The sequence below is a fragment of the Lichenifustis flavocetrariae genome, assembly GCF_026130545.1.
GTDB lineage: Bacteria > Pseudomonadota > Alphaproteobacteria > Rhizobiales > Beijerinckiaceae > Lichenihabitans > Lichenihabitans flavocetrariae.
On record NZ_JAMOIM010000008.1, the window covers coordinates 18,715 to 40,828 of the forward strand.

19 protein-coding genes, 1 tRNA gene, 1 pseudogene and 1 other annotated feature are annotated in these 22,114 nt (G+C 62.9%); of the genes and pseudogenes, 7 read left to right on the forward strand and 14 right to left on the reverse strand.

Annotated features, from left to right (window positions below):
- Window positions 1-7: 7 nt before the first annotated feature.
- Window positions 8-1,135: a zinc-dependent alcohol dehydrogenase family protein gene (locus M8523_RS13360; RefSeq protein WP_282585376.1), complete on the forward strand. Its 1,128-nt coding sequence runs from the start codon at window positions 8-10 to the stop codon at window positions 1,133-1,135.
- Window positions 1,136-1,668: 533 nt separating this feature from the next.
- On the opposite strand, the gene M8523_RS13365 is transcribed toward M8523_RS13360, so the two are convergent.
- From M8523_RS13365 to lhpI, 9 genes and pseudogenes are all read right to left on the reverse strand, one after another.
- Window positions 1,669-2,979 carry an ABC transporter substrate-binding protein gene (locus tag M8523_RS13365; RefSeq protein WP_428350479.1) on the reverse strand — a complete coding sequence of 437 codons (1,311 nt, stop codon included), beginning with the start codon at window positions 2,977-2,979 and terminating at the stop codon, window positions 1,669-1,671.
- A 304-nt stretch (window positions 2,980-3,283) separates the two neighbouring features.
- Window positions 3,284-4,012 (reverse strand): SDR family oxidoreductase, encoded by a 729-nt coding sequence (locus M8523_RS13370; RefSeq protein WP_282585377.1) that lies wholly within the window; start codon window positions 4,010-4,012, stop codon window positions 3,284-3,286.
- A 16-nt stretch (window positions 4,013-4,028) separates the two neighbouring features.
- A complete protein-coding gene (locus tag M8523_RS13375) occupies window positions 4,029-4,973 on the reverse strand; it encodes a MurR/RpiR family transcriptional regulator (protein ID WP_282585378.1) in 945 nt (314 codons plus the stop codon).
- Between the two features lie 34 nt (window positions 4,974-5,007).
- Entirely contained in the window at window positions 5,008-6,126 is a 1,119-nt protein-coding gene (locus tag M8523_RS13380; RefSeq protein ID WP_282585379.1) for an ABC transporter ATP-binding protein, read from the reverse strand.
- Window positions 6,127-6,151: 25 nt separating this feature from the next.
- Window positions 6,152-6,988 carry a carbohydrate ABC transporter permease gene (locus tag M8523_RS13385; protein WP_282585380.1) on the reverse strand — a complete coding sequence of 279 codons (837 nt, stop codon included), beginning with the start codon at window positions 6,986-6,988 and terminating at the stop codon, window positions 6,152-6,154.
- Complete coding sequence (locus M8523_RS13390; protein ID WP_282585381.1) at window positions 6,985-7,929, reverse strand: carbohydrate ABC transporter permease; 945 nt, start codon at window positions 7,927-7,929, stop codon at window positions 6,985-6,987. Before M8523_RS13390 ends, M8523_RS13385 begins: the two co-directional genes overlap by 4 nt.
- Window positions 7,930-8,111: 182 nt before the next feature.
- Entirely contained in the window at window positions 8,112-9,395 is a 1,284-nt protein-coding gene (locus M8523_RS13395; RefSeq protein ID WP_282585382.1) for an ABC transporter substrate-binding protein, read from the reverse strand.
- A 329-nt stretch (window positions 9,396-9,724) separates the two neighbouring features.
- Window positions 9,725-10,214, reverse strand: a pseudogene (locus M8523_RS13400) (IS3 family transposase); the annotation flags it as partial.
- Window positions 10,049-10,155, reverse strand: a sequence feature (AL1L pseudoknot). Its footprint overlaps the pseudogene before it by 107 nt.
- Before the next feature lie 148 nt (window positions 10,215-10,362).
- Window positions 10,363-12,054 carry a cis-3-hydroxy-L-proline dehydratase gene (gene lhpI / locus M8523_RS13405; protein WP_282585383.1) on the reverse strand — a complete coding sequence of 564 codons (1,692 nt, stop codon included), beginning with the start codon at window positions 12,052-12,054 and terminating at the stop codon, window positions 10,363-10,365.
- Between the two features lie 223 nt (window positions 12,055-12,277).
- Between lhpI and M8523_RS13410 the strand changes: the two genes are divergently transcribed.
- The 4 genes from M8523_RS13410 (at window position 12,278) to M8523_RS13425 (ending at window position 14,005) form a co-directional block, all read left to right on the forward strand.
- Window positions 12,278-12,442 (forward strand): hypothetical protein, encoded by a 165-nt coding sequence (locus M8523_RS13410; RefSeq protein WP_282585384.1) that lies wholly within the window; start codon window positions 12,278-12,280, stop codon window positions 12,440-12,442.
- A gap of 233 nt (window positions 12,443-12,675) precedes the next feature.
- Complete coding sequence (locus tag M8523_RS13415) at window positions 12,676-13,371, forward strand: class I SAM-dependent methyltransferase (RefSeq protein WP_282585385.1); 696 nt, start codon at window positions 12,676-12,678, stop codon at window positions 13,369-13,371.
- Window positions 13,372-13,454: 83 nt separating this feature from the next.
- Window positions 13,455-13,531 (forward strand) — tRNA-Trp (locus M8523_RS13420).
- A gap of 348 nt (window positions 13,532-13,879) precedes the next feature.
- Window positions 13,880-14,005: a hypothetical protein gene (locus tag M8523_RS13425; RefSeq protein ID WP_282585386.1), complete on the forward strand. Its 126-nt coding sequence runs from the start codon at window positions 13,880-13,882 to the stop codon at window positions 14,003-14,005.
- A 34-nt stretch (window positions 14,006-14,039) separates the two neighbouring features.
- Here M8523_RS13425 and M8523_RS13430 read toward each other — a convergent pair whose 3' ends face one another.
- From M8523_RS13430 to M8523_RS13445, 4 genes are all read right to left on the reverse strand, one after another.
- Window positions 14,040-14,855, reverse strand: coding sequence for a creatininase family protein (locus tag M8523_RS13430; protein ID WP_282585387.1), 816 nt, complete (start codon window positions 14,853-14,855; stop codon window positions 14,040-14,042).
- A gap of 12 nt (window positions 14,856-14,867) precedes the next feature.
- The gene (locus tag M8523_RS13435) at window positions 14,868-15,254 is read right to left on the reverse strand and encodes a RidA family protein (RefSeq protein WP_282585388.1); all 387 of its coding nucleotides are present in this window, start codon (window positions 15,252-15,254) and stop codon (window positions 14,868-14,870) included.
- 186 nt (window positions 15,255-15,440) lie between these two features.
- A complete protein-coding gene (locus tag M8523_RS13440; RefSeq protein WP_282585389.1) occupies window positions 15,441-16,709 on the reverse strand; it encodes a patatin-like phospholipase family protein in 1,269 nt (422 codons plus the stop codon).
- Between the two features lie 153 nt (window positions 16,710-16,862).
- Window positions 16,863-18,107, reverse strand: coding sequence for a M23 family metallopeptidase (locus tag M8523_RS13445; RefSeq protein ID WP_282585390.1), 1,245 nt, complete (start codon window positions 18,105-18,107; stop codon window positions 16,863-16,865).
- 177 nt (window positions 18,108-18,284) lie between these two features.
- Between M8523_RS13445 and M8523_RS13450 the strand changes: the two genes are divergently transcribed.
- Together M8523_RS13450 and M8523_RS13455 are read left to right on the forward strand one after the other, a co-directional pair.
- The gene (locus M8523_RS13450; protein WP_282585391.1) at window positions 18,285-19,652 is read left to right on the forward strand and encodes an LLM class flavin-dependent oxidoreductase; all 1,368 of its coding nucleotides are present in this window, start codon (window positions 18,285-18,287) and stop codon (window positions 19,650-19,652) included.
- Between the two features lie 100 nt (window positions 19,653-19,752).
- On the forward strand, window positions 19,753-20,154 hold the full coding sequence (locus M8523_RS13455) for a hypothetical protein (RefSeq protein ID WP_282585392.1): 402 nt from the start codon (window positions 19,753-19,755) through the stop codon (window positions 20,152-20,154).
- Window positions 20,155-20,244: 90 nt separating this feature from the next.
- On the opposite strand, the gene edd is transcribed toward M8523_RS13455, so the two are convergent.
- Window positions 20,245-22,065: a phosphogluconate dehydratase gene (gene edd / locus M8523_RS13460; RefSeq protein WP_282585393.1), complete on the reverse strand. Its 1,821-nt coding sequence runs from the start codon at window positions 22,063-22,065 to the stop codon at window positions 20,245-20,247.
- Between the last annotated feature and the right edge of the window lie 49 nt (window positions 22,066-22,114).

A 22,114-nucleotide genomic window follows, 5' to 3' on the forward strand; every position in this document is an offset into this window, starting at 1 on the left:
ACCCGCCATGCAGATCAAGGCCGCGCTTCTGCGCCAAACCGGACTGGCGCATCCCTACCGTGACACGCGCCCGCTCGCGATCGAGAAAGTCGCCCTGGCCGGCCCCGGCCGCGGCGAGGTGCTGATCCGCATGAAGGCGGCCGGACTGTGCCATTCGGATCTCTCTGTCATCGACGGGAGCCGGCCGCGGCCCATGCCGATGGTGCTCGGCCACGAGGCGGCCGGGATCGTGGTCGAAGTCGGCCCGGATGTCTCCGACCTCGCGGTGGACGACCACGTGGTCCTGGTCTTCATTCCGAGCTGCGGCCAGTGCCTGCCTTGCGCGACCGGCCGGCCCGCCCTGTGTGAACCCGGCGCCAAGGCCAATGGCGCGGGCACGCTGCTGCGCGGCGACCGCCGCCTGTCCTTGTCCTGCGACGCCGTCAACCACCACATCGGGGTCTCGGCCTTCGCCGACCACGCCGTCGTGTCGCGGGAATCCTGCGTCAAAGTCGACAAATCCCTGGCCTTCGACCATGCGGCACTGTTCGGCTGCGCGGTGCTCACGGGGGTCGGGGCCGTGGTCAACACCGCCAAGGTCCCGGCCGGGGCCTCGGTGGCGGTCGCGGGCCTCGGGGGCGTGGGCCTCAGCGCGATCCTCGGCGCCGTCGCCTGCGGCGCGCGCCAGATCATCGCGGTCGACCTTTCGGAGGAGAAGCTTGCCTTCGCCCGGCAACTGGGAGCCACCCACACGGTGAATGCCGGGACACCAGACGCCGTTGCCGCCATCAAGGATCTGTCAGGTGGGGGCGTCGAGTTCTTCTTCGAGATGGCGGGGGCGGTTCCGGCGCTCGAACTCGCCTATGCGGCCACGGCGCGCGGCGGCACGACGGTCACGGCCGGCCTGCCGCATCCCGACCGCAAGCTGTCCATCCAGGCCGTCAGCCTCGTGGCCGAGGAGCGGACCCTGAAAGGGTCCTATATCGGTTCCTGCGTGCCCCGGCGCGACCTGCCGCACTATGTGGCGCTCTTCCAAAACGGCCGCCTCCCGGTCGATCGCCTCCTGACCCACAGGCTAAAGCTCGACGAGATCAACGAAGGCTTCGACCGCCTCCACGATGGCTCGGCGATCCGACAGGTCGTGCTCTTCGATTGATCCGCAGCGGATATCTGCTGTCGGATTGTGCCGAGACAGATGCGAAGGGCGGGTTGGGCGCTTCGGCCTTCGGCTCCATCGCGGCACCCTCCGCAGAGATTGGATGCGCGGCACATCGAAGTCTCGCTGAAAGGCATAGATCAGGACGTGCGTCATCGAATCGACCTGATCGTCGTGAGGCCCGTTTGCGAACTGCAAGATCTCACGCTGGAACTCGCCGAGCCAAGGCGCCTCGGAGGGGATATACACCTGTCCGCCCACGATGCGAACCGACTGCGATGAGGCTCGCACGACTTGTTGCCTTGCGGCTCGATTGTCAGGTCATCGACGACCTGGGGTGGCTCGTGCGACCGAGGCCGGAGACGTGGCCAGCGATCTTCACGTTATAGGGCGGATCAGAGAAGATGAGGTCCGCCCGTTCACCCGCCATCTGGGCGGCAAAGTTTGCCGCCTCAAAAGCCGAACCGCAGGCTCGTGATTTGAAGGCTGACGAGATATCCGCGGCGCCTCCTCAAGAAGGCGCCGCATAAGCCTTATTCGCCGTAGTGCGCCTTCCGCATCACGCTTTCCGTCGCGCTCTGAGCGTCCTTCAAAGCCTTGTCGACCGGGGTGCCGGCGAGTGCGGAGGCGACGTCTTGGCCGACATTTGTGCCGATCGACTGAAACTCCGGAATGGCGACGAATTGCACCCCGGTGTAGGGCACGGGCGTCGCGGTGGGGTGGGCTGGGTCAGCCGACAGGATTGCGTCGAGGGAGGCCTTCGCGAAAGGCGCGGCCTTCTGATAGTCGGGATTGTCATAGGTGGACTGACGCGTGCCGGGCGGTACCGCGACCCAGCCTTGGTAGTCGGCCACGAGCTTCACATAATCCTTGGACGTCGCCCATTTCAGAAAGCTCTTGGCTGCAGCCTGCTTCTTGGTCGAGGAAGGAATGCCGAGGGCCCAGGACCAGGCCCAGGCGGCGCCCTTCGGCGTGACAGCGATCGGCGCCTTGGCGAAACCTGTCTTGTCCGACACCTGGCTCTGCTTCGGGTCGAAGACACGGCCGGCATTGGAGGTCGCGTCCACCCAGATGGCGCAGTGGCCGGATTGAAACAGCGCCGCATTCTCGTTGGCTCCGTTCGAGGTGGCGCCGGGAGGGCCGTCGGCCTTCATCAGGTCGACATAGTAGCTGATGGCCTGCTTCCACGCATCGGTGTCGATCGTTGGCTTCCACTTCATGTCGAACCAGGTACCACCATAGGTGTTCACGAGGGTGCCCACGAACGCCATGTTCTCGCCCCAACCTGGTTTGCCGCGCAGGCAGATGCCGTATTGATCCTTGGAACGATCGGTCAGCTTGTCGGCCATGTCCCGGATTTGTGCATAGGTCGGCTGCTCCGGCATTGTGAGGCCGGCCTTCTCGAACAGGTCCTTTCGATAGAAGGTCATCGAGCTTTCGGCGTAGAACGGCACCGCGAAAAGCGTACCTTGGTACGACAAGCCGTTCTTCACCGGCCCGAGAAGATCCGCATAGTCGTAGTCGGCGCCAAGGTCGTCGACTTTGACCAGCCAGCCGGCCTTGGCCCAGATTGGCGTCTCGTAAGCGCCGATCGTGATGATATCGAACGAGCCTCCTTTGGTCGCGATGTCGGTCGTCACGCGTTGCCGCAGGACGTTTTCTTCCAGGACGCTCCAATTGATCTTGTTGCCGGTCTGCTGCTCCCACTTCGGCGACAGCTTCTGCATGATGATCATGTCGGAGTTGTTCACGGTCGCAATGGTAATCGCCTCGGCTCTGGCCGCAGCGCTTCCTCCAACCATGCAGGCAGCGCCAAGCGCCGCGAAGAGTTTCGCGTTGTCCATGTTTTCCTCCCTGATGCCGTCCGGTAGCTCCGGAACTACGCCTGCTCATCCGAACAATTCGTCGGCAGGCTGCTTCGATGTCAGGACCGTTTGCATCGCATGTCAAGCAACGATCAAGTGATGCCGAACTGCTTCAAATCCGCTCAAAGGCAACTCGCTTGCCATGAACAAGATCGGGTTGGTGACGATCGTCACGAGTGTCCGGCTGCAAAACAACTCTTGGGCAGCGGAAACGTGACCTGAATGCTCGGCCATGAACCATATGCGGGCAGCACCCCACCTGGTCGCGCTTGGCTGGCTGAATTCAGCACGATGTGAATCCGCCGTCGATCGGCAGGCAAACTCCTGTGATCATCGACGCAGCCTCGCTCAGCAGAAAGACGATCGGGGCCGCGATCTCATCTGCCGTGGCCCATCGGCCCAGCGGCATCTGCTGCAGAAAGCGGTCCTTGATCTCGGGGCGCCCCCAATAACCGGCCGACATTTCCGTCATGACGACGGTCGGGTTCACACTGTTGACGCGAATGTTGTATTTGCCGAGTTCAAGCGCCGACACCCGCGTGATTCCGTCGAGGGCGGCCTTGGAGGCTCCATAAGAGATATGGCCGTTTAGTGCCACCAGGGCCGCCTGGCTCGACACGTTGACGATCGCGCCGCCTCTCCCGAGCCGGACCATCGATTGCGAGGCATATTTGGTGACCAGCAAGGCGCCACGTGTGTTGATTGACATGACCTTGTCAAAGACCGCGATGTCGGTCTCCATGGGCGTCGCGATTTCTCCCCCGAAGCCGGCGCAATTGACCACGCCCCAGAGGTCCAGGTTTGTCATTGCATCCCGCACGCTCGCGTCCGATGTGAGATCGAATGGCAGCGTGCGGCAGCCGGTGTCGCGCGCCAGATCGGCCAGCAGGTTTTCGGCGCGACCATTGGCGATCACGTCGGCGCCCGCGGTCACGAGCTGACGCACGGTCGCGCCGCCAATGCCGCCGCTCGCGCCCGTGACGAGGATCGTGCGGCCTTTCATGTCCCACATCAATCTGGTTCCTTCTCTATGCCATGCGGTCTGGCGGCAGGCGCTTCTTGGCAATTTCGGTGTCGTGTAGTGTCCTGCCCCGGGCCAGACGCTCAGGATCGGGATGCTGCAGAGCAAGTGCGACGCAGATCATCTCGACGATCGCAAGCTGCGAACTCCGCGTGCCGATCGTTTCGTGGGCGATGGGTGAGCGACGAACGGCGGAGATCAGGGTGATGTGGCTTGCCTTGGCGGCGGGACTGTCCCGGTCGCTCGTGATGGCCACGCACCGGCAGCCATGGGCACCGGCAGCTTCGAAGGCCTCGACGAGATCGCGTGTGCGGCCGGAACAGCTGATGCCGAAGAACAGCGACCGCGGTCGGGCGTTGGCGGTCACGGCCGCGAGCACATGCGGGTCGGAATGGACGCTTACGGTCAGACCCAGCATGAGCAGGCGCTGATAGAAGTCGAAGGCGACCGGCGCGGAACTGCCAAACCCCATGAGGTGCGTGTGCTCGGCCGCGAGCAACGCGTCCACGGTTTCCTGCAGGGCAGCGAGCGACACGAGGCTCATGGTCTTCAGCAAGGCTTCCGAATTGACCTCGATCACGCTCCGCATGACGGAAGCAAGCACGTGCTCGCCTTCCGATCCCGGACCGGGTTTCGCGAGCTGCGTCCCGAACGCGAACCCCCGTCCCTCCGCGAGCGCGTAGCGCAGATCCTTGTATCCGGTGAGGCCAAGGGTCTTGCAGAACCGGAACACCGTCGTTTCGCTCACCTGAGCGTGTCGCGCCACCGCCGAGATGGAGAGGCTCGCCACACGGGTCTGGTTGTCGATGACCCATTGTGACAGGCGCGCCATAATGCGATCCGGCGAACGCGAGGCGGCAACGAGTTTCTGAAAGATATCGACCGCGATCGATCCGCTGTCATCGGATCCGCTGTCATCGGGTTCGGTGCGGTCGAGATACTTCTGGCTCATCAAAGGTCCTTCAATGGGCTTCGTAGGCCGAGCTTCAAGCCGTCGCGTTCTGCGTCGGAGCTTCGGCCTCGCGGTCCAAAATCCATCGCCGTCCACCTTCGTCGAACAGGTGACACTTCGCCTCGTCCCAGGACAGTGTAATCGGGTCGCCGCGATGCATGCGGCCGGCCGTTTTGTCTCGCACCACGACCATCTGTTCGCCGCAACGTGCATACACGAAGGTGTCGCTGCCGAGCATCTCGACCACTGCGGCCTCACCTCTCAGATTAATGTCGCCTCCCGTCGCGAGCCGGATGTGCTCGGGTCGGATCCCGACGGTCACTGGTACCGGAGTGGAGTGCGCTTCCTTGACCACGATGGGGAAGCTCGGACCACCTTCGAGCACGACCTGCGCTCCGCCGTCCGGCCGACGTTCCAGAAGCCCGGGCAGTAAATTCATGCTTGGCGAGCCGATGAAGCCGGCCACGAAAAGGTTCGCTGGGCTCTCGTAGAGGTCGAGCGGCGTGCCGATCTGCTCGATGCGGCCGCCATTCATGACGACAATACGGTCGGCGAGCGTCATTGCTTCGACCTGGTCATGGGTCACGTAGATCATGGTTGCGCCGAGTTCTGCCTTGAGCCGCGCTATCTCCACCCGCATTCCCACCCGCAAGGCCGCGTCGAGATTGGATAGAGGCTCGTCGAGCAGGAACAGTTTCGGACGCCGGGTAATGGCCCTGCCGATGGCCACGCGTTGCCGTTGGCCGCCGGAGAGCTCGCGCGGCTTGCGTTGAAGAAAGCTGTCGAGCCGCAGCTTTCGCGCCGCCTGCCCGACCCGGCTCGCGATCTCGGCCTTCGCGGTGCGCGCGATCTCTAGTCCGAATCCCATGTTGCGATCGACGTTCATGTGTGGGTAGAGCGCATAGGATTGGAACACCATGGCGATTCCCCGATCAGCGGGCTCTGCCCGGCTCACCTCCGCATCGTCGATGAGGATGCGGCCGGAGGTGATCGGCTCCAGGCCGGCGATGATCCGCAGCAGGGTGGACTTGCCGCAGCCCGACGGCCCGACCAGCACGCAGAATTCGCCGTCCTCCACCGCCAGGTCGAGCTTGGAGATGACCGAGACGACCCCATAGGATTTGGTGATGCCGTCGAGTGTGAGCGTGGCCATGCGGCCTCCCTGCAGTGAGGTTTCGTCAGCCCTTCACGGCTCCAGCCAGCAGGCCGCGCACGAAGGCGCGCTGGACCAGAACGTAGAGGCCGATAAGCGGAAGGGCGATGATGGTGAGGATGGCGAAAAGGGCGCCAGGATTGGCCATGTAGAGTCCAGAATATTGCATCGGTACGATGGTCACGGTCTTCATCTCGTTCTCGGTCATCACGATGAGCGCGAGGAAGAATTCGTTCCAGGTCACGATGAACTGCCAGATGGCGACGAAGACGAGCGCGGGCCGGACCAGCGGCAGCGTCACATGGATGAAGGTCTGCCAGGGGGTGCAGCCGTCGACACGCGCGGCCTCGAACAGTTCCTTCGGCGCATCCTCCATGAAGGCCTTCAGGATCACGACAGCGAATGGCGCACCGAGCGCCACATAGGGAAAGATCAGCCCGACATAGCGGTTGACCCAGCCGAAGGTTTTCAAAAGGATCGCCAACGGCAGCACCAGCGAGGCCATCGGCACCATCAGGGTGGTGAGCAGCACGGCATAAAGCACTGTCGTCCCAGGTAATCTCAGCACTGCAACCGCGAATGCGAAGAGAGAAGATACCGCGAGGACGAGGATCACCGTCGCGACCGTAACGATGAGGCTGTTTAGAAAAAAGGACGGCAACGGGTTGTCTTTGATTACCGTCACGAAGTTGTCGAAGGTCAGCGGCCAGGTGAACAACGTCGGGTCGAACACTGTTTCGGGTGCGCGCATGGCGATCGACACCATGTAGGCTTCCGGCACCATCCATAGGAGGAGAACGAGCCCGAGGCCGAGATGAACCGTGAGGTTGGCCGGTTCGAGACCGGCAATCCGGGTTGTCATCGCGCGGCTCTCCGGCCACCGAGCCGCGCGCCGAGAAACACGATCTGCGCGAGGGTGAGCCCGAAGGCGAGCGCCAGCACGATCACCGACAAGGTTGCACCGGTATTCGTGTCGCCCAGCACGAAACTCTGCCGGAATATGTCCGTTCCGAAGACCTCGCTCGAATGGCTCGGACCACCGCCGGTCATGAGCTGAACTATGGGAAAGGTCTGCAGCGTGCCGATGATACCAAGGAGGAGCAGCGATTTGGTGACCGGCGCCAGCATGGGCACCACCACTGAACCCGCGAGCCTCATGCCACGCGCACCGTCAATTCGCGCGGCGTCGAGCACTTCGGAGGGCAAGTTCGCGATGCCGGCCACATACATAAGCATGGAAAACCCAGTCCACTGCCAGATGTTGACGACGATCAGTGCGTAGATCGAGGTGGCCGGATTGCCGAGCGCCGAATCCGTCATGGTGATGCCTAGGACTTGAAGGTAGTTCTGGGCGATCCCGTAGTAGGGCGCGTAGATCTGTGCCCAGACGAGACTGACAACCGAGACGGAAGTGACGACAGGCAGAAAGAACATGGTGCGGAAGAAGCCGCGCCATTGCTGCGTGTGCCGTTCGATAAACCAGGCGATAAGCCCGCCGATCAGCATCTGCACGGGGATGGTAATGAGCCCCCACAGCGCCATATTGCGCAGCACAAGCCAGAATATGGGATCCTGCAACGTGGCCAGATAATTGCCGAGCCCGACGAAGTGCCGCACTCCGTCCGATCCGGCACGCATCAGGCTTTCGTCGAAGACCCAAAGGATCGGATAGGCGACGAACCCGATGAAGAAAGCGGTGGCGGGAAGCAGGAACAGGTAAACGGTCCCTTGGCGGCGTCCCCGGTGGGGCCGGATCTCCGCCAGGGTCCGGCCGGCCGGGCTTGCTGTGAGGGTCTGGGACATGATGCCCTGTGCTGAGCCATGAAGATGGACGCGAAGGTCGTCGTTCCCCCGTGTCGGTCGAAGCGCACCCGTGACAGCCTTCGCGGATCAGCGCCCCTTTGCTTTAGCCCTTCTCAGCGCGACGAGAGAGGCGCTGTTTGGGGGAGGCGCTCACAGGCGAAAGCGGAGGGGGCCCTACCTGGTCAGGATTTCAGCGCTTTGTCGGTCGCATCCTGCACAGCCTTCAGAGCATCTTCGGGTTGCTGGCTGCCCGAGGCCACGGCCGCCAGCGCGCTATCAAGGGCATCGGCTATCGCGGGAATGGCGAAGCGTTGGTTCTCGGCCTTCGGAAGGTCGGCCATGAAACGGTCGTACATGGCTTTGACATGGGGAGAGACATCGCCCTTCGGCTCGTGACCCACGAAGGCCGGCAGGTCGTTGAGGTCGTTCAGTGCCTCCTGCAGTCCCTCACCGTTGGTAAGCGAGGCCAGGAACGTCCATGCTGAGGGGTTCCGGCCGCCGTTCTTGGTAAGGCCATAGCCGATGTCGACGCCACCGACCGGCGGTGAGGCGTGATCGGACCCATTCAGGGCAGGCATGTAGAAGAAGTCGAACCCGTCCATGTTCTGCACATATTGCGAGCGGGGCGGCGGGAACTTGCTCTCCTGCATCCACCATGACCCAAGTGCCATCATACCGACGCGCCCTTGGGAAAAGAGCTGGGCGCCGGTCGGATAGGCATGGGCGCCTAGCGCACCCTGCTGGAAAACGCCGTCGGTAAACAGCGCGCGCCAGTCCTTCATGGCCTGTAAGAGCTCGGGCGAGCTCCAAGGTGCCTCGCCCTTCTGGGCCTTGTCGACGAGACCGGCGGCACGCTGGTTGGCAAGCATGAGATAGACGTTCTCGTTCTGCCAGCCGTCCGCAGCCCCTTGAAACATGGGAATGATGCCTCCCTTGGTGAGGGTCTTGGCGGCCGCCACCAGGTCACCATAGGTCTTCGGGACTGTGATGCCGAGCTTCTCGAATATTTTGGTGTTATACCAGATCACGAGATCCTGCGATTCCTGCGGTAGGATATAGATGTTCTGGTCGCCAGGCGGATTTCCCATCAGTATCTGCTTGCGGTTGACGGGAAACATCTTGTCCTGCCAGCCGTCGCCCCAGTCCTTCGCGGCCGGTCCGTTCAACGCTTCAAGCTGTGGACGATATTGCTGGGTGAGTGATCCGGGCTGCAGGCCGATGACGTCCGGCAGACTGTCTGAGGCCGATGCCGCCTTGAGAGCCGTGATGTATTCAGGCGAGTAGTTATAATAGGTGTATTTGACCTTGATGTCCGGATGCGCCTTTTCAAAAGCTTTGATGGAGTTCTGCATCGTGCTTTGCACGAACCAAGACCAGACAGTGACCTCCTTCTGGTCGGCTTTCAGTGGTGCGAAACCCGCGACAGAGGTTAACAGGATCGTGGCGAGGGCAATCGTTCGTTTCATGACGTTCTCCCGGCTCTTACGACGTGGCCGGGATCGGCGGCGCTCGCGCACAACCTCTCCGCTCACCCATCGCTTCTGCCGGATCTCGGACGACGCGCCCAGCCCGGCTTGCCGCCCAATAAAGCGCACTTTTCGCTCGAACAAAAGAAGAAAATTCTTTCTTTTTGGGTCGCAAGAAATCTGGTTCTTTCGACACTTCGCATCATTCACCAAAACGCACAGTGAACCTCATCGAATCTGCCGGAGGCTTATTTCATCAACTATGCGGCCATGAAGGCGACATAGACGAACCCGTCCCAAGTAGAAACGTACTTAAATTCTGACATTTACAGCATATTTGGGCTCGGTGCGTGGAACTTCCTGTTGACGTGATCAAGCCGGCAAGTCGCGCCCTTGTCGCTCATCGTGGTCTTGATCGGCGTGCCCCGGATAGCGCCAGCCAATCTCATGCGACGCATTAGCCGGGCAAGCGTGCCGCGGGCCACATTGACATGTTCACGCCGGAACTGCCGCCATACCTTGCGCACGCCATAGACCGAGGAATTCTCGGCATGGAAGCGCTTGATCTCGGCGACCTGTGTCTCGTCGCGCTTCGCTCGCTTGGATCGCCCAGCGGGATCGACCCGTCTGGATTCGTGATCGTCATAGATCGACGGGGCGATCGGCAGATGGGCTCTACCCCGTGTCGGCCCGTGGTCTCACCGGTGAACGAGATCACTTCTTCAACGGGCAGTCGAGCTCCGCCTGGGCAAAATAGGCGCTCGCCTGGCGTAGAATGTCATTGGCCTGCCTGAGTTCCGGGTTCTCCCGCTCAAGGCTGAAGCATGAAACTGCGTAACGAGTTGCCCTTTGCACGCAACAGTTTTGCTCCTTGAGCTTGTCGTCGACGGGAGAGTGCTACGGGCGCTGCCCTCGTTCTCGGCGTAGGCGGACGGAGCTGGCCTGCACTGAATACGTCTTCTTCGTTTCAGGACAGCCAGGTTGGCAGGCGGGCAGCGGCACTGCCTGTCAGAAGTGCCTCGACGCAGTCCGCGAGGGTGCCCAGACGAACCGCGCAACCTGAGAGGCCGGGTCCATAATGGGCGTACTTGCCGGACGTTGTGATTACCGTCTTGACGTCGACCGGGAAGACAGGCCGCGATATCGAACACCAGCAGAGATCGCCAATCATCTCGGCCCCGGAGGCCGCCAGGCTCTCGCGCGTTCCGTCGGCTTCGGCCGCGGCGAGAACCTGCCGTCCGGCCGTCACGATGGCCGCGACCGACGGGTTTCGGCTTCGGCCGTCGAGCACCTTCGCGAGGGCCCGGCACTCTTCCAACGACGCGTGCGGGCTGCCAATTGCGACAAGGTCGACCTTCGCCGGCCCGTCGTTGAGCCGCCGCCAACCGGCCGCCAGGTCGTGGCGGGTAAGAGCTGCGCGAGCGGCGTCTGGAAGAGCTGCCCCGTCGGCTTCAGGTGTAACGCCTTCGACGTGCAGCATGGGCGCGGCCGACGTCGTTCCGAAGGCGGCGCAGAGCGCCTTGAGGTCGTCCCGAGTTGGGTTGCCCTTGGCCACTCCCCTAAGCAACGGCACCCGCTCCTGCGCGAGGTGACCGGAAAGGTAACCGATGAGGGGCCAGGCCTCCGGCCCGGCGCTTGTCGGCAGGTCGACGTCGATCACAAGGCGCGCGCGTCGTTCGGTGTCGAGGAACGGACCCGCGAGCGGCGCCCGGCCGGTCATCGCAATGCAGAGATCCAGAAAGTCGGGATGCTTGGCGGTGCGCGCGCCCAGCACACTGTTGGCAAAGATCACCGCATTCGACTCAGACCAGCCGATAAACTCGTCCAGTCTCGGGGCGTCGTCGAGGAGGTAGGGCGCGCACGTGAATGTCGGGCGGCACCCCATGCGCACGTAGGCATCGGCGAGCCGTGCCGCCGGGCCACCGAACGCCGCCGGCACCCCCTGCCGTTCCCAATTCTCTCGGTCGACAGATATCGCGTTCATGGTGGTGGGCACGCGGACCCGCGCGCCCTTTGCCTCCATCGCCTCGGCAAAGATCAGGTTGGCGGGGCCAGCGTAGATGCAGCCATCGATATGGGCGCGGGACACATCGGTGAGGCGTACGGCACCTTGCTGGCGGCCCATGGCGATGATGATGCGCATGGCCTGCGCGACCGCAACGCCTTCCTGGCCCGCCAGCATGGCGCGATCTGCGCCCGTCATCTCGAGCGCGACGTCTGGCATGGGAGTCAAGGGAACCTCAAGCCCATCGGCCGAGATCGACGTGTTCGTAATGCGGGCGAACGAGGTTCGGGCGAGCGCGTTGTAGGCGGCCGGCCGCAGCCGGAGCACGGGAAGGGCCCGCCCGAAGATCTCGGCGGCGACGAGCGCGCCCAAGGTCGCCACGTCTTCAGGTTCAGAAAACACCAGGGCCGCCGGGGCGCGACCCGTCAAGGCGAGTTCAAGCACGACGCCCGAACCTGAGCAGGAGCCGCGGCTTGTCGGCATCATGACGATGGCACCGGTAAGCGCCGCGCCATGCTGAGGGTGGCGCGCATCTATGATGCGCCCTGTCGTTGGGTCGACACCGCCCCAGAAGCTGAGGCCTTCCGACAGGGCGATCACGGGTCCGTGCGCGGACCCGCTGAGAACCGAGAACCCTGTTTCCGTCGTGCTCACGTTCCTCGCCTCTGTCGGGATGCAGGAACCATAACCGAATCCACAAGGCCGGATGGGACAAGTTAAATAAAAGTGTCGCTATGACGCCATGGGGGGCAATTCTGCATACCTCCGACGCAACGCTGCGTTGCGGCGCGTCGTGTTGCGATGCACAACGGCATGGACTATTTCTGGGACAACTAGGGAGGTTCACCACATCGGTCACAGACCGGAGGAGAACCAAATGATCAAAACATTGATTTCCACCTTCCAGGCTCGGTTGGTCAAGCGCCGTGAATATCTCCGGCTCATCGCTGAAATCGAGTCGCTGAACGCACGGGATCTGCAGGAACTGCGTGCCGATCCGGCGCAAATGCGGCAGGATGCTTGGCATAGCGTCTACGGTTGAGGCACGGGCGACGCCGAGCGGCTTTTGTCGCTCGGACATCGTTAGACTGCGAGTTGGTCCCGCATACATTTTCCGCTACAATCCACTAGCTTTAGTTGCTGAAGCGGGAACGGTGTATGGGTTCGGCGCTATTCAGTTGGAGGCAGGACGGGAGAAACTCTTCACCCAGCTTTTGCAGCGTCCTCAAGGTCGGTGCGGCAGATGGGTGAGGGCTTGCCGGGACATTTGGCTCGATGAGCGGCACTACAAGACCCCGCTCCATTGCCTATGACAGGCAGACGCTACGACATCCAAATCCATTCGCGCGTTTCGCGCACGTCAGACGTCATAAGACCGCCGTGCGTTTCGCCACGCGGTACTTGGCCCCACACGGGAGCATCCTCGACGTGGGGGCCGGAACCGGTGCGCTCCTCGGTGAAATCGGTGCGGCACGGCCTGATGTCACATGCACGGCGTTCGAGCCCTATATGGCCTTGAGCGCGCCGGGTCTACGTCATGTCACGGCGCTCGACGTCCTCCAACACCACAGCGTCGATGTCGTATCCGCCTTCGAGGTGTTCGAACATCTCACACCTTCTCGGGTGGACGGTTGCCTCGCGGAGGTGAAGCGGCTGCTGAAGCCCGACGGCCATTTCATCGTGTCGGTCCCCATCATGGAGGGGATTGCACTCCCTTTGAAGGAGGGATCGCGCGCAATCCTGTTCCGCCGATCGAGCGACTACAGTGGCGCTGAACTGATCGCCGGTATGTTCGGTCGCGCGGTTGCACGCACTGAGAATCCGCTCGTGTCCCACAAGGGATTTTCCCACCGCGGCCTCGCAGCCCGTTTGGCGAGTGACTTTCGGTTGATCGAGCGCCGGTTCAGTCCCTTCCCGTGGCTCCCGTGGTGGATGAATTCGCAGGTCTTCTTGGTCCTGAGGCATCCCTGACGCCCGGGTTTGCCACGAAGGGCTTGCACGCAACCCGCCGATACGGCAAACAGAGGCGGCGCGTATGGCTGCGGCCGCCGCACAGGAGTGTAGCTCAATCGGCTAGAGCACCGGTCTCCAAAACCGGGGGTTGGGGGTTCGAGTCCCTCCTCTCCTGCCAAGCCGGCAGAGTAGGCCGAACGAAGCCCGTATTCCGAGATCGTTGAACCGGGTGTACCGATGAGGCTTGTAGGAGCTGCCGTTCTGGGCCTGAATCACATCACGTTGGCAGTGAGTTATTTTGCTCGCCCGGCTCTGGAAAACCAACCGAAGCGAGGGAGCTTCGCTGTATTTCCTCGACCCCGATGGCCGCAAGCTGGAGCTTCACGTCGGATCGCCGCAGTCTCGCCTGGCACATTACCGCGCTGAAGGAACTTCAGGGGTCGTCATCGACTGTGGTGAAGTCTAACAAGAGTCACAGCGAAGCTCATCGCGCCGCCGCACGGCGCCGATAAACCGGGTTAGATCGATGGATCGCAGAATCTTGTGGGTGTTGGTTCTGGTGATTCTCGTGATCATCCTGTGGCTCGCCCTCGACCACGTTCTGTTTCCGGCTCTACCGGTTCCGGCAGGTGTTCCGTCGATCACCAAATAATCGGTGGAGTGAGGCGAGGCCGAGCGTCTCCTGCTCACCCTTTTCGCTTCAAAGGTCCGTTCGGCAGGCGCGCTGGATCGAAGGCCTGAAGATCCCGGATCAGTTCGATGAAGGCCGCCGCGCCGAAGTCTGCCGCGGTCTCGCCTTTCGCCGATGTGGCCGCAGCGGCATTGCCCATCGCGCCTGACCGCGAATTGTCCTGCGCCATCCATCCGAAGCCGATCGGCTGCGTGACGCGCAGCCATTTGAACTCCTGCTCGATGGCGACGCTCTCGGGGGTGAAATTCTCGGCCTGCGCCATGCGGACCAACTCGGGCCGATATGCCAGCATGAGCGACGTCTCGACCTCGCCGGCATGGATGCCGTGCGTGCGCTCGTGCGGCGAGGCGACCTCCTCGGGGTATCCGAATCGATGCCACGATACGGCGACGACCAGCATGCCGAGCCGCACGCGCAGGTCTCGGGCAACGATGTCGAGGCTGGTCACATTGCCACCGTGCGAATTGAGCAGCACGAGCTTGCGGACGCCCGCCCGATGCACGCTTTCACCGATTTCGGTCCAGGCCCGTATAACAGTCTCGGCCGACAATGTGAGAGTCCCGGGATATTCAATATGTTCGTTCGACTTGCCGATGGCCTGCACGGGTAGGAACAGAACCGGCAGGTCGGCAGGCAGGGTCGCGGCCACGCGGCGCAGATAGCCCTCCATGATGAACGTGTCGACGCCGACCGGCAGGTGTGGGCCATGCTGCTCGATGGCGGCGACCGGCAAGACCGCAATGGTCTCGGCCATGTCGGTCGCCTCGAAGTCGGCCCAGGTCCATTCAGCCCAGAGTTTGGAGGAAGGCATCAGGTTTTTCCGTTAGAGGCGCGCCGCCAAGGCTTCTATTTCCACCACGAATTCCGGTCGTGCGAAACCGGACACGATCATCAGCGTCGATGCCGGCGGGGTCTCACCGAAAAACCGGTCACGCACCCCCATATAGCCCTTCAGGTGCTCGCGGCCGGTCACGAAGGCGTTGATGCGCACGACATCGCCGAGCCCCATACCGGCTTCGGCCAGAATGGCCGCGATAGCCGTGAAGCACAAAGCGGCCTGATCCTCGACACCGGCGGGAATGTCTCCCTCCTTCGAGATCCCCAACTGTCCCGAACATAGGACGAGCCGTGCGCCTGCCGGGATCTCGATCCCGTGGGCATAGCGTGCGAAGGGCGGATGGATCGAAGGCGGGTTAAGTGGCTTTAGCATAGGGGAGGGACTCGGCTTGGCTCGCGGATCTCAGCCGAGGTCGATGATGGCGCCGCGTGACGGCTTTAGCCAGCCCTCAGAACCATTTCGCGTGCTGCGAGACGGTTGTGTCGCGAGCTATCCCGCAAAGGTGTTCTGGCGGAATAGCTCACGAGAGGCCGCGACTTTGCAACATAGCCCAGTGCCTTAGCCACCCGTCGCAGCCGTCGTTGCCAGGGTGCTGGCCGGCGACGCCAGCGGAGCGCTGGCGGACACGCCAGGCGGTGTCTCCGGCTGTACCAGTGGGGGGTTCGTCAGGGGTGGTGCCGCGTCCCACGGCCGGACTGACTTGCCTCGCTCGTACCCGAGGTTGAACAGCGACGTCATATATTCGGGACTGAATTGCTCCTGCGCACGATCGGCCGGCAGGTCCGCCACGCCGGCATCAATGAAGGCGAGGTGATAGCTGATATGATTGCGCGTGGCGTAAGCATAGGCGCTCATCACATTGTTGCGCCCCTCGCGCTTCAGGATCGTGGCGAGCGACCTGGCCCCGACCGCCACCGTCGCGTCCTCCACCACGGTGAAGGTCGGATCGATCTTGTTGTTCACCAAAATGTAGAGATCCTTGATGCCGGTGCTGCCGCTTCCGCCGCCATAGATCACTTCGTCGGGGGCCACGTAGAGTTGACGGAGGGTCCCCCCGTCGACGTGCATCTCCTTGAAGGACTGCCCCTCCGCCGAGACCTCGATCAAACGCGGCGGAAACAGGCCCGGCACAGAGGCCGAGGCGGCCAGCACCTGGCGGAACAATGCGAGCGCATTGGGGGCGCCGCTCGTGGCAATGGCGCCCATGTCCCAGACGTCCGATCGCTGCGTGTCCAGGTTCGTCGTGGCGATCAGGAGACGCCGTCCCTTGCGGTGCTCGGCTGCGATTTTCTGCAGGATGGAATCATCGATGTAGCGCGCGATCAGCCGCCCGAGCTTGTCGCTATCGACCAGCGAATTGCCGAAAATGCCGTTCAGAACGTTGACGTCCTTGACCAGCGAAGCTCCGAAATCGGAGGTGTAGATGGTCTGCAGCGTGGCGTCGTAGGCTGGCCCGAGGAAGACGAATGGCGCCATCAGGGCGCCGGTGCTGACGCCCGACACGATTGTGAATTCGGGACGGTGGCCGGTTTCCGAAAGGCCTTTTAGAAAGCCCGCGCCGTAGGCTCCGTCGCCTCCTCCACCCGACAGGGCGAGATAACTGACCGATGCATGGCGGGCTGCGGCCTGCTGCACCACATCGCGACGCAAGCGGTCGAACTCTACGGCCGAGCCATCGCCGGAAAACCTGACGTTCCTCATATTCGGAATCTCGGCATGAGCCGCCTCGACCGGCGTATAGGCAACTCGTTCAATGGTCGAACAGCCAGCCATGGTCATGCCGATCAAAGCCGCCAACGCAGCGCGCCACGAACCTCCGTGTGCCATTATCCCTCTCGTCCGGTCGTCGTTCCAGCCGGGCCAGTCAACATGCGCCAGCGTTTCGTTTTCTAAAGGCACAACGGGGTCAACCGGAGAGTTTCTTCCTTTCCCGAATGTTTGAGGCGGCTTGTGTCTTTCGAGAGACATCCGCCAAGCATGCTATTGGTGGGCCGCACTATCGGCAAACAAACGGCTTCCGGCGGTGAGGAAACGCATGGGATCCACTGGCTCTCCATCGATACGCGTCTCGTAATGAAGATGCGGGCCGGTGGCGCGACCCGTGGCACCGACCCTGCCAATCACCTCTTCGGCCTCGACATGCTCGCCGAGTGCAACTGATATGGCGGACAGATGGGCGTAGCGGGTGGCCAGTCCGTTGCCGTGGTCGATCTCGACCATCGTTCCATAGCCGCTGGCAGAGCCCGCGAAGCTGACGCGCCCCGGTGCCGTCGCAAGCACGCTCGTGCCAGTCTCGTCCCGAAGATCGAGACCCGTATGCATAGCAGCGCGGCCGAGGAACGGATCGATGCGGGCGCCGAAGGGCGACGTCACTTCCGGCGAGCCCTCCAGCGGCTTGCCGAAGGGCACGTGGGCCACAAGGCCTTTCATCTTTTCGGTTTCTGCGAGTGTTCCCAGGAGTTCGAGCGACGTCCGCTCGAACGGGGTCCGGGCTTTGGACGGATCGAGTGGCACGAAGGGTCCACCCATGCCTGCTCCCGCGGGTGCGGCGAAGCGACCAGCCGTCAGCCCGACCCCGGTCAAAGCATCACGAAACCGGGTCAGGCGATCGGCTGCGGCGCTCTGTAGGCTGGTGAGGTCTTGCTGTTGGCGGGATGCGATCACGCCGAGATCGGACGAAAGGTTCGCTAATCGATCGGACAAGGGTTGCCCCGGGTCTGGTTCAATCCTGCCAGCGGTCTTTTCCAACGCGCCGTCGACTTGTCCCACCGACGGGGCAGGGTGAGAGAGGTCTTCCTGTAGGGTTCCGCTCGACCGAGCGGACAGGTGGAGCAACTGTTGAGCCAGGTGCGAGACCGTCCCGGCATTTCGCCTCAGTTCAACCTCCTGATTGGCCAGAGTTTCGAGCTTGGATCCGATCGCACGTTCTGTCTGCGCATGCTGGCTGAGGGCGCGTTCGAGCTGACGTTGCAGCGCGGCGATCTGGTCTTCATAGTCGAATTGCAGATCGCGTTCGCGGCGCGTCATGGCGCTCAGGAGCGTGTCGTGGGCCGCCACATAAAATGTGCAGCCGACCGACCAGAGGGTCGCGAAGACCAAAACGATTGCCGCGGTCAGGGCGGTCCAGCGTGAGATCGCGATCGTTTTCTGCCGGTGGCCACGGGCGATCGTCAGGAATACATGGGAGGAGGGCAGGGCCGCATCGGCATCGTGCCACCCGGTCATCGCCATCTCCGAAAAGGTGTTGCACCCGGGGCCGCCTCGTGCCCCATCCAGAATCATTGATCATTAAGGTTAATGGACCGGTAAGCGCCGACCCGCGTGTCGCGAGATGCAGGCTCGCGGTCACCTATGTTTCAAGGTACGATGAAATACGACCCTTGATCACGCTGCGAGGATTTCATGCCTGCGAAGCAACTCGTTCTCGGCGCCTTCATGCGACCGGTCAGCATCCACACTGCGGCCTGGCGCTATCCGGGGGGCATTCCGGACGCCAATTTCAACCTGCCCGCCCTGGTGCGCTTCGCCCAGACGCTGGAACGCGGCAAGTTCGATGCCTTCTTCATGGCGGATCATCTGGCCGTCATGAACATGCCGATGGCGGCACTCAAGCGAAGCGCCACCGTGACGTCTTTCGATCCGCTCACGCTGCTGCCCGCCCTCGCCATGGTGACGACCCGGCTCGGACTCATCGCGACAGCCTCGACGACCTATAACGAACCCTATCATGTCGCCCGCAAGTTCGCCTCGCTCGATCATATCAGCGGTGGCCGGGCGGGGTGGAACCTTGTGACCTCCGGCAATCCCGCCGAGGCCATGAACTTCGGTCTCGACTCTCACGTCGAGCATTCCACCCGCTATCGGCGGGCGCGCGAGTTCTACGATGTCGTGACAGGTCTCTGGGATTCCTGGGCTGACGACGCCTTCATCCGCGACGTCGAATCGGGCCAATTTTTCGACCCCGCCAAGCTTCACACGCTTGCCCATGAGGGCGAGTTCCTCAAGGTGCGGGGGCCGCTCAATATCGCGCGACCAATCCAGGGTTGGCCCGTGATCGTGCAGGCCGGTTCCTCGGAGGCCGGACGACAGATCGGCGCGGAAACCGCCGAAGCTATCTTCACATCTCAGAACAACATCGCGGATGCCAAGGCCTTCTATGCGGATGTGAAATCCCGCATGGCGGCGGTGGGGCGCGATCGGGACCATCTCAAGATCATGCCCGGGGCTTTCGTGGTCGTCGGTGACAGCGTTTCGGAAGCGCAGGCCAAGAAGAAGCATCTCGACAGCCTCGTCCATCCGGACAGCGGGATGGCGAGCCTTTCCGTGCAACTCGGTACGGATGCGGCACGCTTCGACCTCGATGCGCCATTGCCGCGCGACCTGCCGGACACCAATGCCAGCAAGAGCGCCCGTGACCGGCTGATCCTGAAGGCCGAGCGCGAGAAGCTGACGGTGCGCGAACTGGCGCAATATGTCGGCGGAGCATTCGGCACGCTCGAGATGATCGGGACACCCGCGACGATCGCGGACATGATGGAGGAATGGCTCGGCGGCGAGGCGGCCGACGGGTTCAACATCATGTTCCCGTTTTTGCCAGCCGGACTCGATGATTTCGTCGACAAGGTTGTGCCCGAGCTGCAGCGCCGCGGCTTGTTTCGTCGCGACTATGCGGGTCCGACGCTTCGCGAGAACATGGGCCTGCCAAGGCCTGCCAACCGCTATTTTCCGGATCCGACGAAGGAACATGTGGCGCCTACGGAGGCAGGTTAACCAACAATGACCGCCGAAACGCCTCATTGTTGGCCCAACTTCCCGCCTCGCTCCGTGCCGTCGACGGATGGCGCGTGTCGGAGCAGCGTGAAAGGACACTATGACAAACCTCACTCGAACGGCCGGCATTGCGCTGACCGCGGCGACGATTCTGGCCAGCGCTTCGCAGGCCTTCGCGCAGCCTTACGGCTATGATGCAGGCGGTAACCCTCCGGTTGTCTACGCCGCACCTCCACCCCTTGCCGGTCACCCGCTGACAGTCGCCCGTCGCCCGACCTACAATCCCTATGAAGGCCCGAAGGCCGTGGTGACAGCGCCGATCTATGTGGCGAGCGAATTGACGGCTCTACCGTTTCGCGTCGTTAACAGCATCTTCCCGGCTGACCCTCGGTCGCCTCTGGCGATCGTCGGCGCGCCTGTCTACGCGGCCGGCCAGATCGCCCAGATTCCGTTCCACGTGATCCAGGCGCCGTTCGGCGACCGAGCGATCTACGGGCAGTAATCAGTGAAACGCCTTCTCCCGCGAGACGCGGGAGAAGGTCTTGAGCACTCATAGAGCCGCTTGGGACTGCCCTCAGTCGGCCCGATCGGCTTAAAAGGCAAAGACAGTCGCGCCGGCATCCGCCGGGCCGACCGCCGCCCGGAACGGGGCGAAGAGTTCGCGGCCGACCCCGAACTGATTCGCGCTGAGATCCTCCGTCACGGTTTCGCGGCTCAGCCATTCGTCGCCGTCGACCAGGATCTCGATCCGACCGCTTACGGCATCGACCCTGATCCGGTCACCGTCCCGCACCTTGGCGATGGCGCCGCCCTCCGCGGCTTCCGGCGTCACATGAATCGCCGCCGGAACCTTGCCGGAGGCGCCTGAGAGCCGGCCGTCGGTCACGAGGGCGATCTTATGTCCACGATCCTGCAGGACGCCAAGCGGCGGCATTAACTTATGCAATTCAGGCATCCCGTTCGCTTTCGGACCCTGGAACCGCACCACGGCCACCATATCCCCCGTCAACTCGCCCGCTTTGAAGGCCGCCTGCAGGGCTTCCTGTGAATGGAACACGCGGGCAGGCGCTTCGACGACATGGCGCTCCTGCGTGATCGCCGACGTCTTGATGATCGCGCGGCCGAGATCGCCGTCGAGCACCTTGAGGCCCCCCGTTGCATGAAACGGCTGGGCCGTGCCACGCAGCACCGCCGTATCCGCGCTCGCGGCCGGGCCGTCCCGCCACGTGATCGTGCCGTCGGGGTCGAGCGTCGGTTCCTTCGTATAGGAATCGAGGCCCTCGCCGAACACGGTCGTGACATCGCGGTGCAGGAGGCCGGCTGACAAAAGCTCGCGGATCACCACGCTCATGCCGCCCGCCGCATGGAAATGGTTCACATCGGCCTTGCCGTTCGGATAGACGCGCGTCAGCAGGGGCACGACCTCGGCGAGGTCGGAAAGGTCGTTCCAAGTCAGCTTGATGCCGGCCGCGGCCGCCATGGCGACCACATGCAGCGTGTGGTTGGTCGACCCACCAGTCGCATGCAGGCCGACGATGCCGTTGACGAAGACCCGCTCGTTGAGCATGCGCCCGACAGGCGTGAAATGATTGCCGAGGGCCGTGACGCTCAGCGCCCGCTTGGTCGCCTCGACCGTGAGTGCCTCGCGGAGCGGCGTATTGGGGTTGACGAAGGATGATCCCGGCAAGTGCATGCCCATGATCTCCATCATCATCTGATTGGTATTGGCCGTGCCGTAGAACGTACAAGTGCCCGGTCCATGATAGGAGGCGGCTTCAGCTTCGAGCAAAGCGTCTCTCCCGACCTTGCCTTCCGCGTAAAGCTGCCGGACCCGCGATTTCTCATCGTTCGACAGGCCCGACGTCATGGGGCCGGCCGGGATGAACACCGCCGGCAGATGCCCGAAGGCGAGTGCGCCGATGATCAGTCCGGGTACGATCTTGTCGCAGATCCCGAGGTAGACCACGGCGTCGAAGGTCTGGTGTGAGAGGGCGACGGCCGTGGCCAGCGCGATCACCTCGCGCGAGAACAGCGACAATTCCATGCCGGCTTCACCCTGCGTAACGCCATCGCACATGGCGGGCACGCCGCCCGCCACTTGCGCGGTTGCTCCGACCGTGCGCGCCGCCGCGCGGATCAGGTCCGGGTAGGTCTCATAGGGCTGATGGGCCGACAGCATGTCGTTGTAGGCCGTCACGATCGCGAGATTGGCGCCTTCCCCTTCGCGCAGCATGGCCTTGTCGCGCGGGCCGCAGGCCGCGAAGCCATGCGCCTGGTTCGCACAACCGAGCCGCATGCGTCGTGGTCCGGCTTCGGCCGCGTCGCTGATCCGGTCGAGATAGCGGGCACGCGTGTCGTGGCTGCGGGCCGCGATCCTCGCCGTCACTTCGCCGATGCGGGCCTGAAGGGTCATGAAAGCACCTTTCCGTAGGTCACGTCCGAGTTTTCAGCCGTAATCCGGG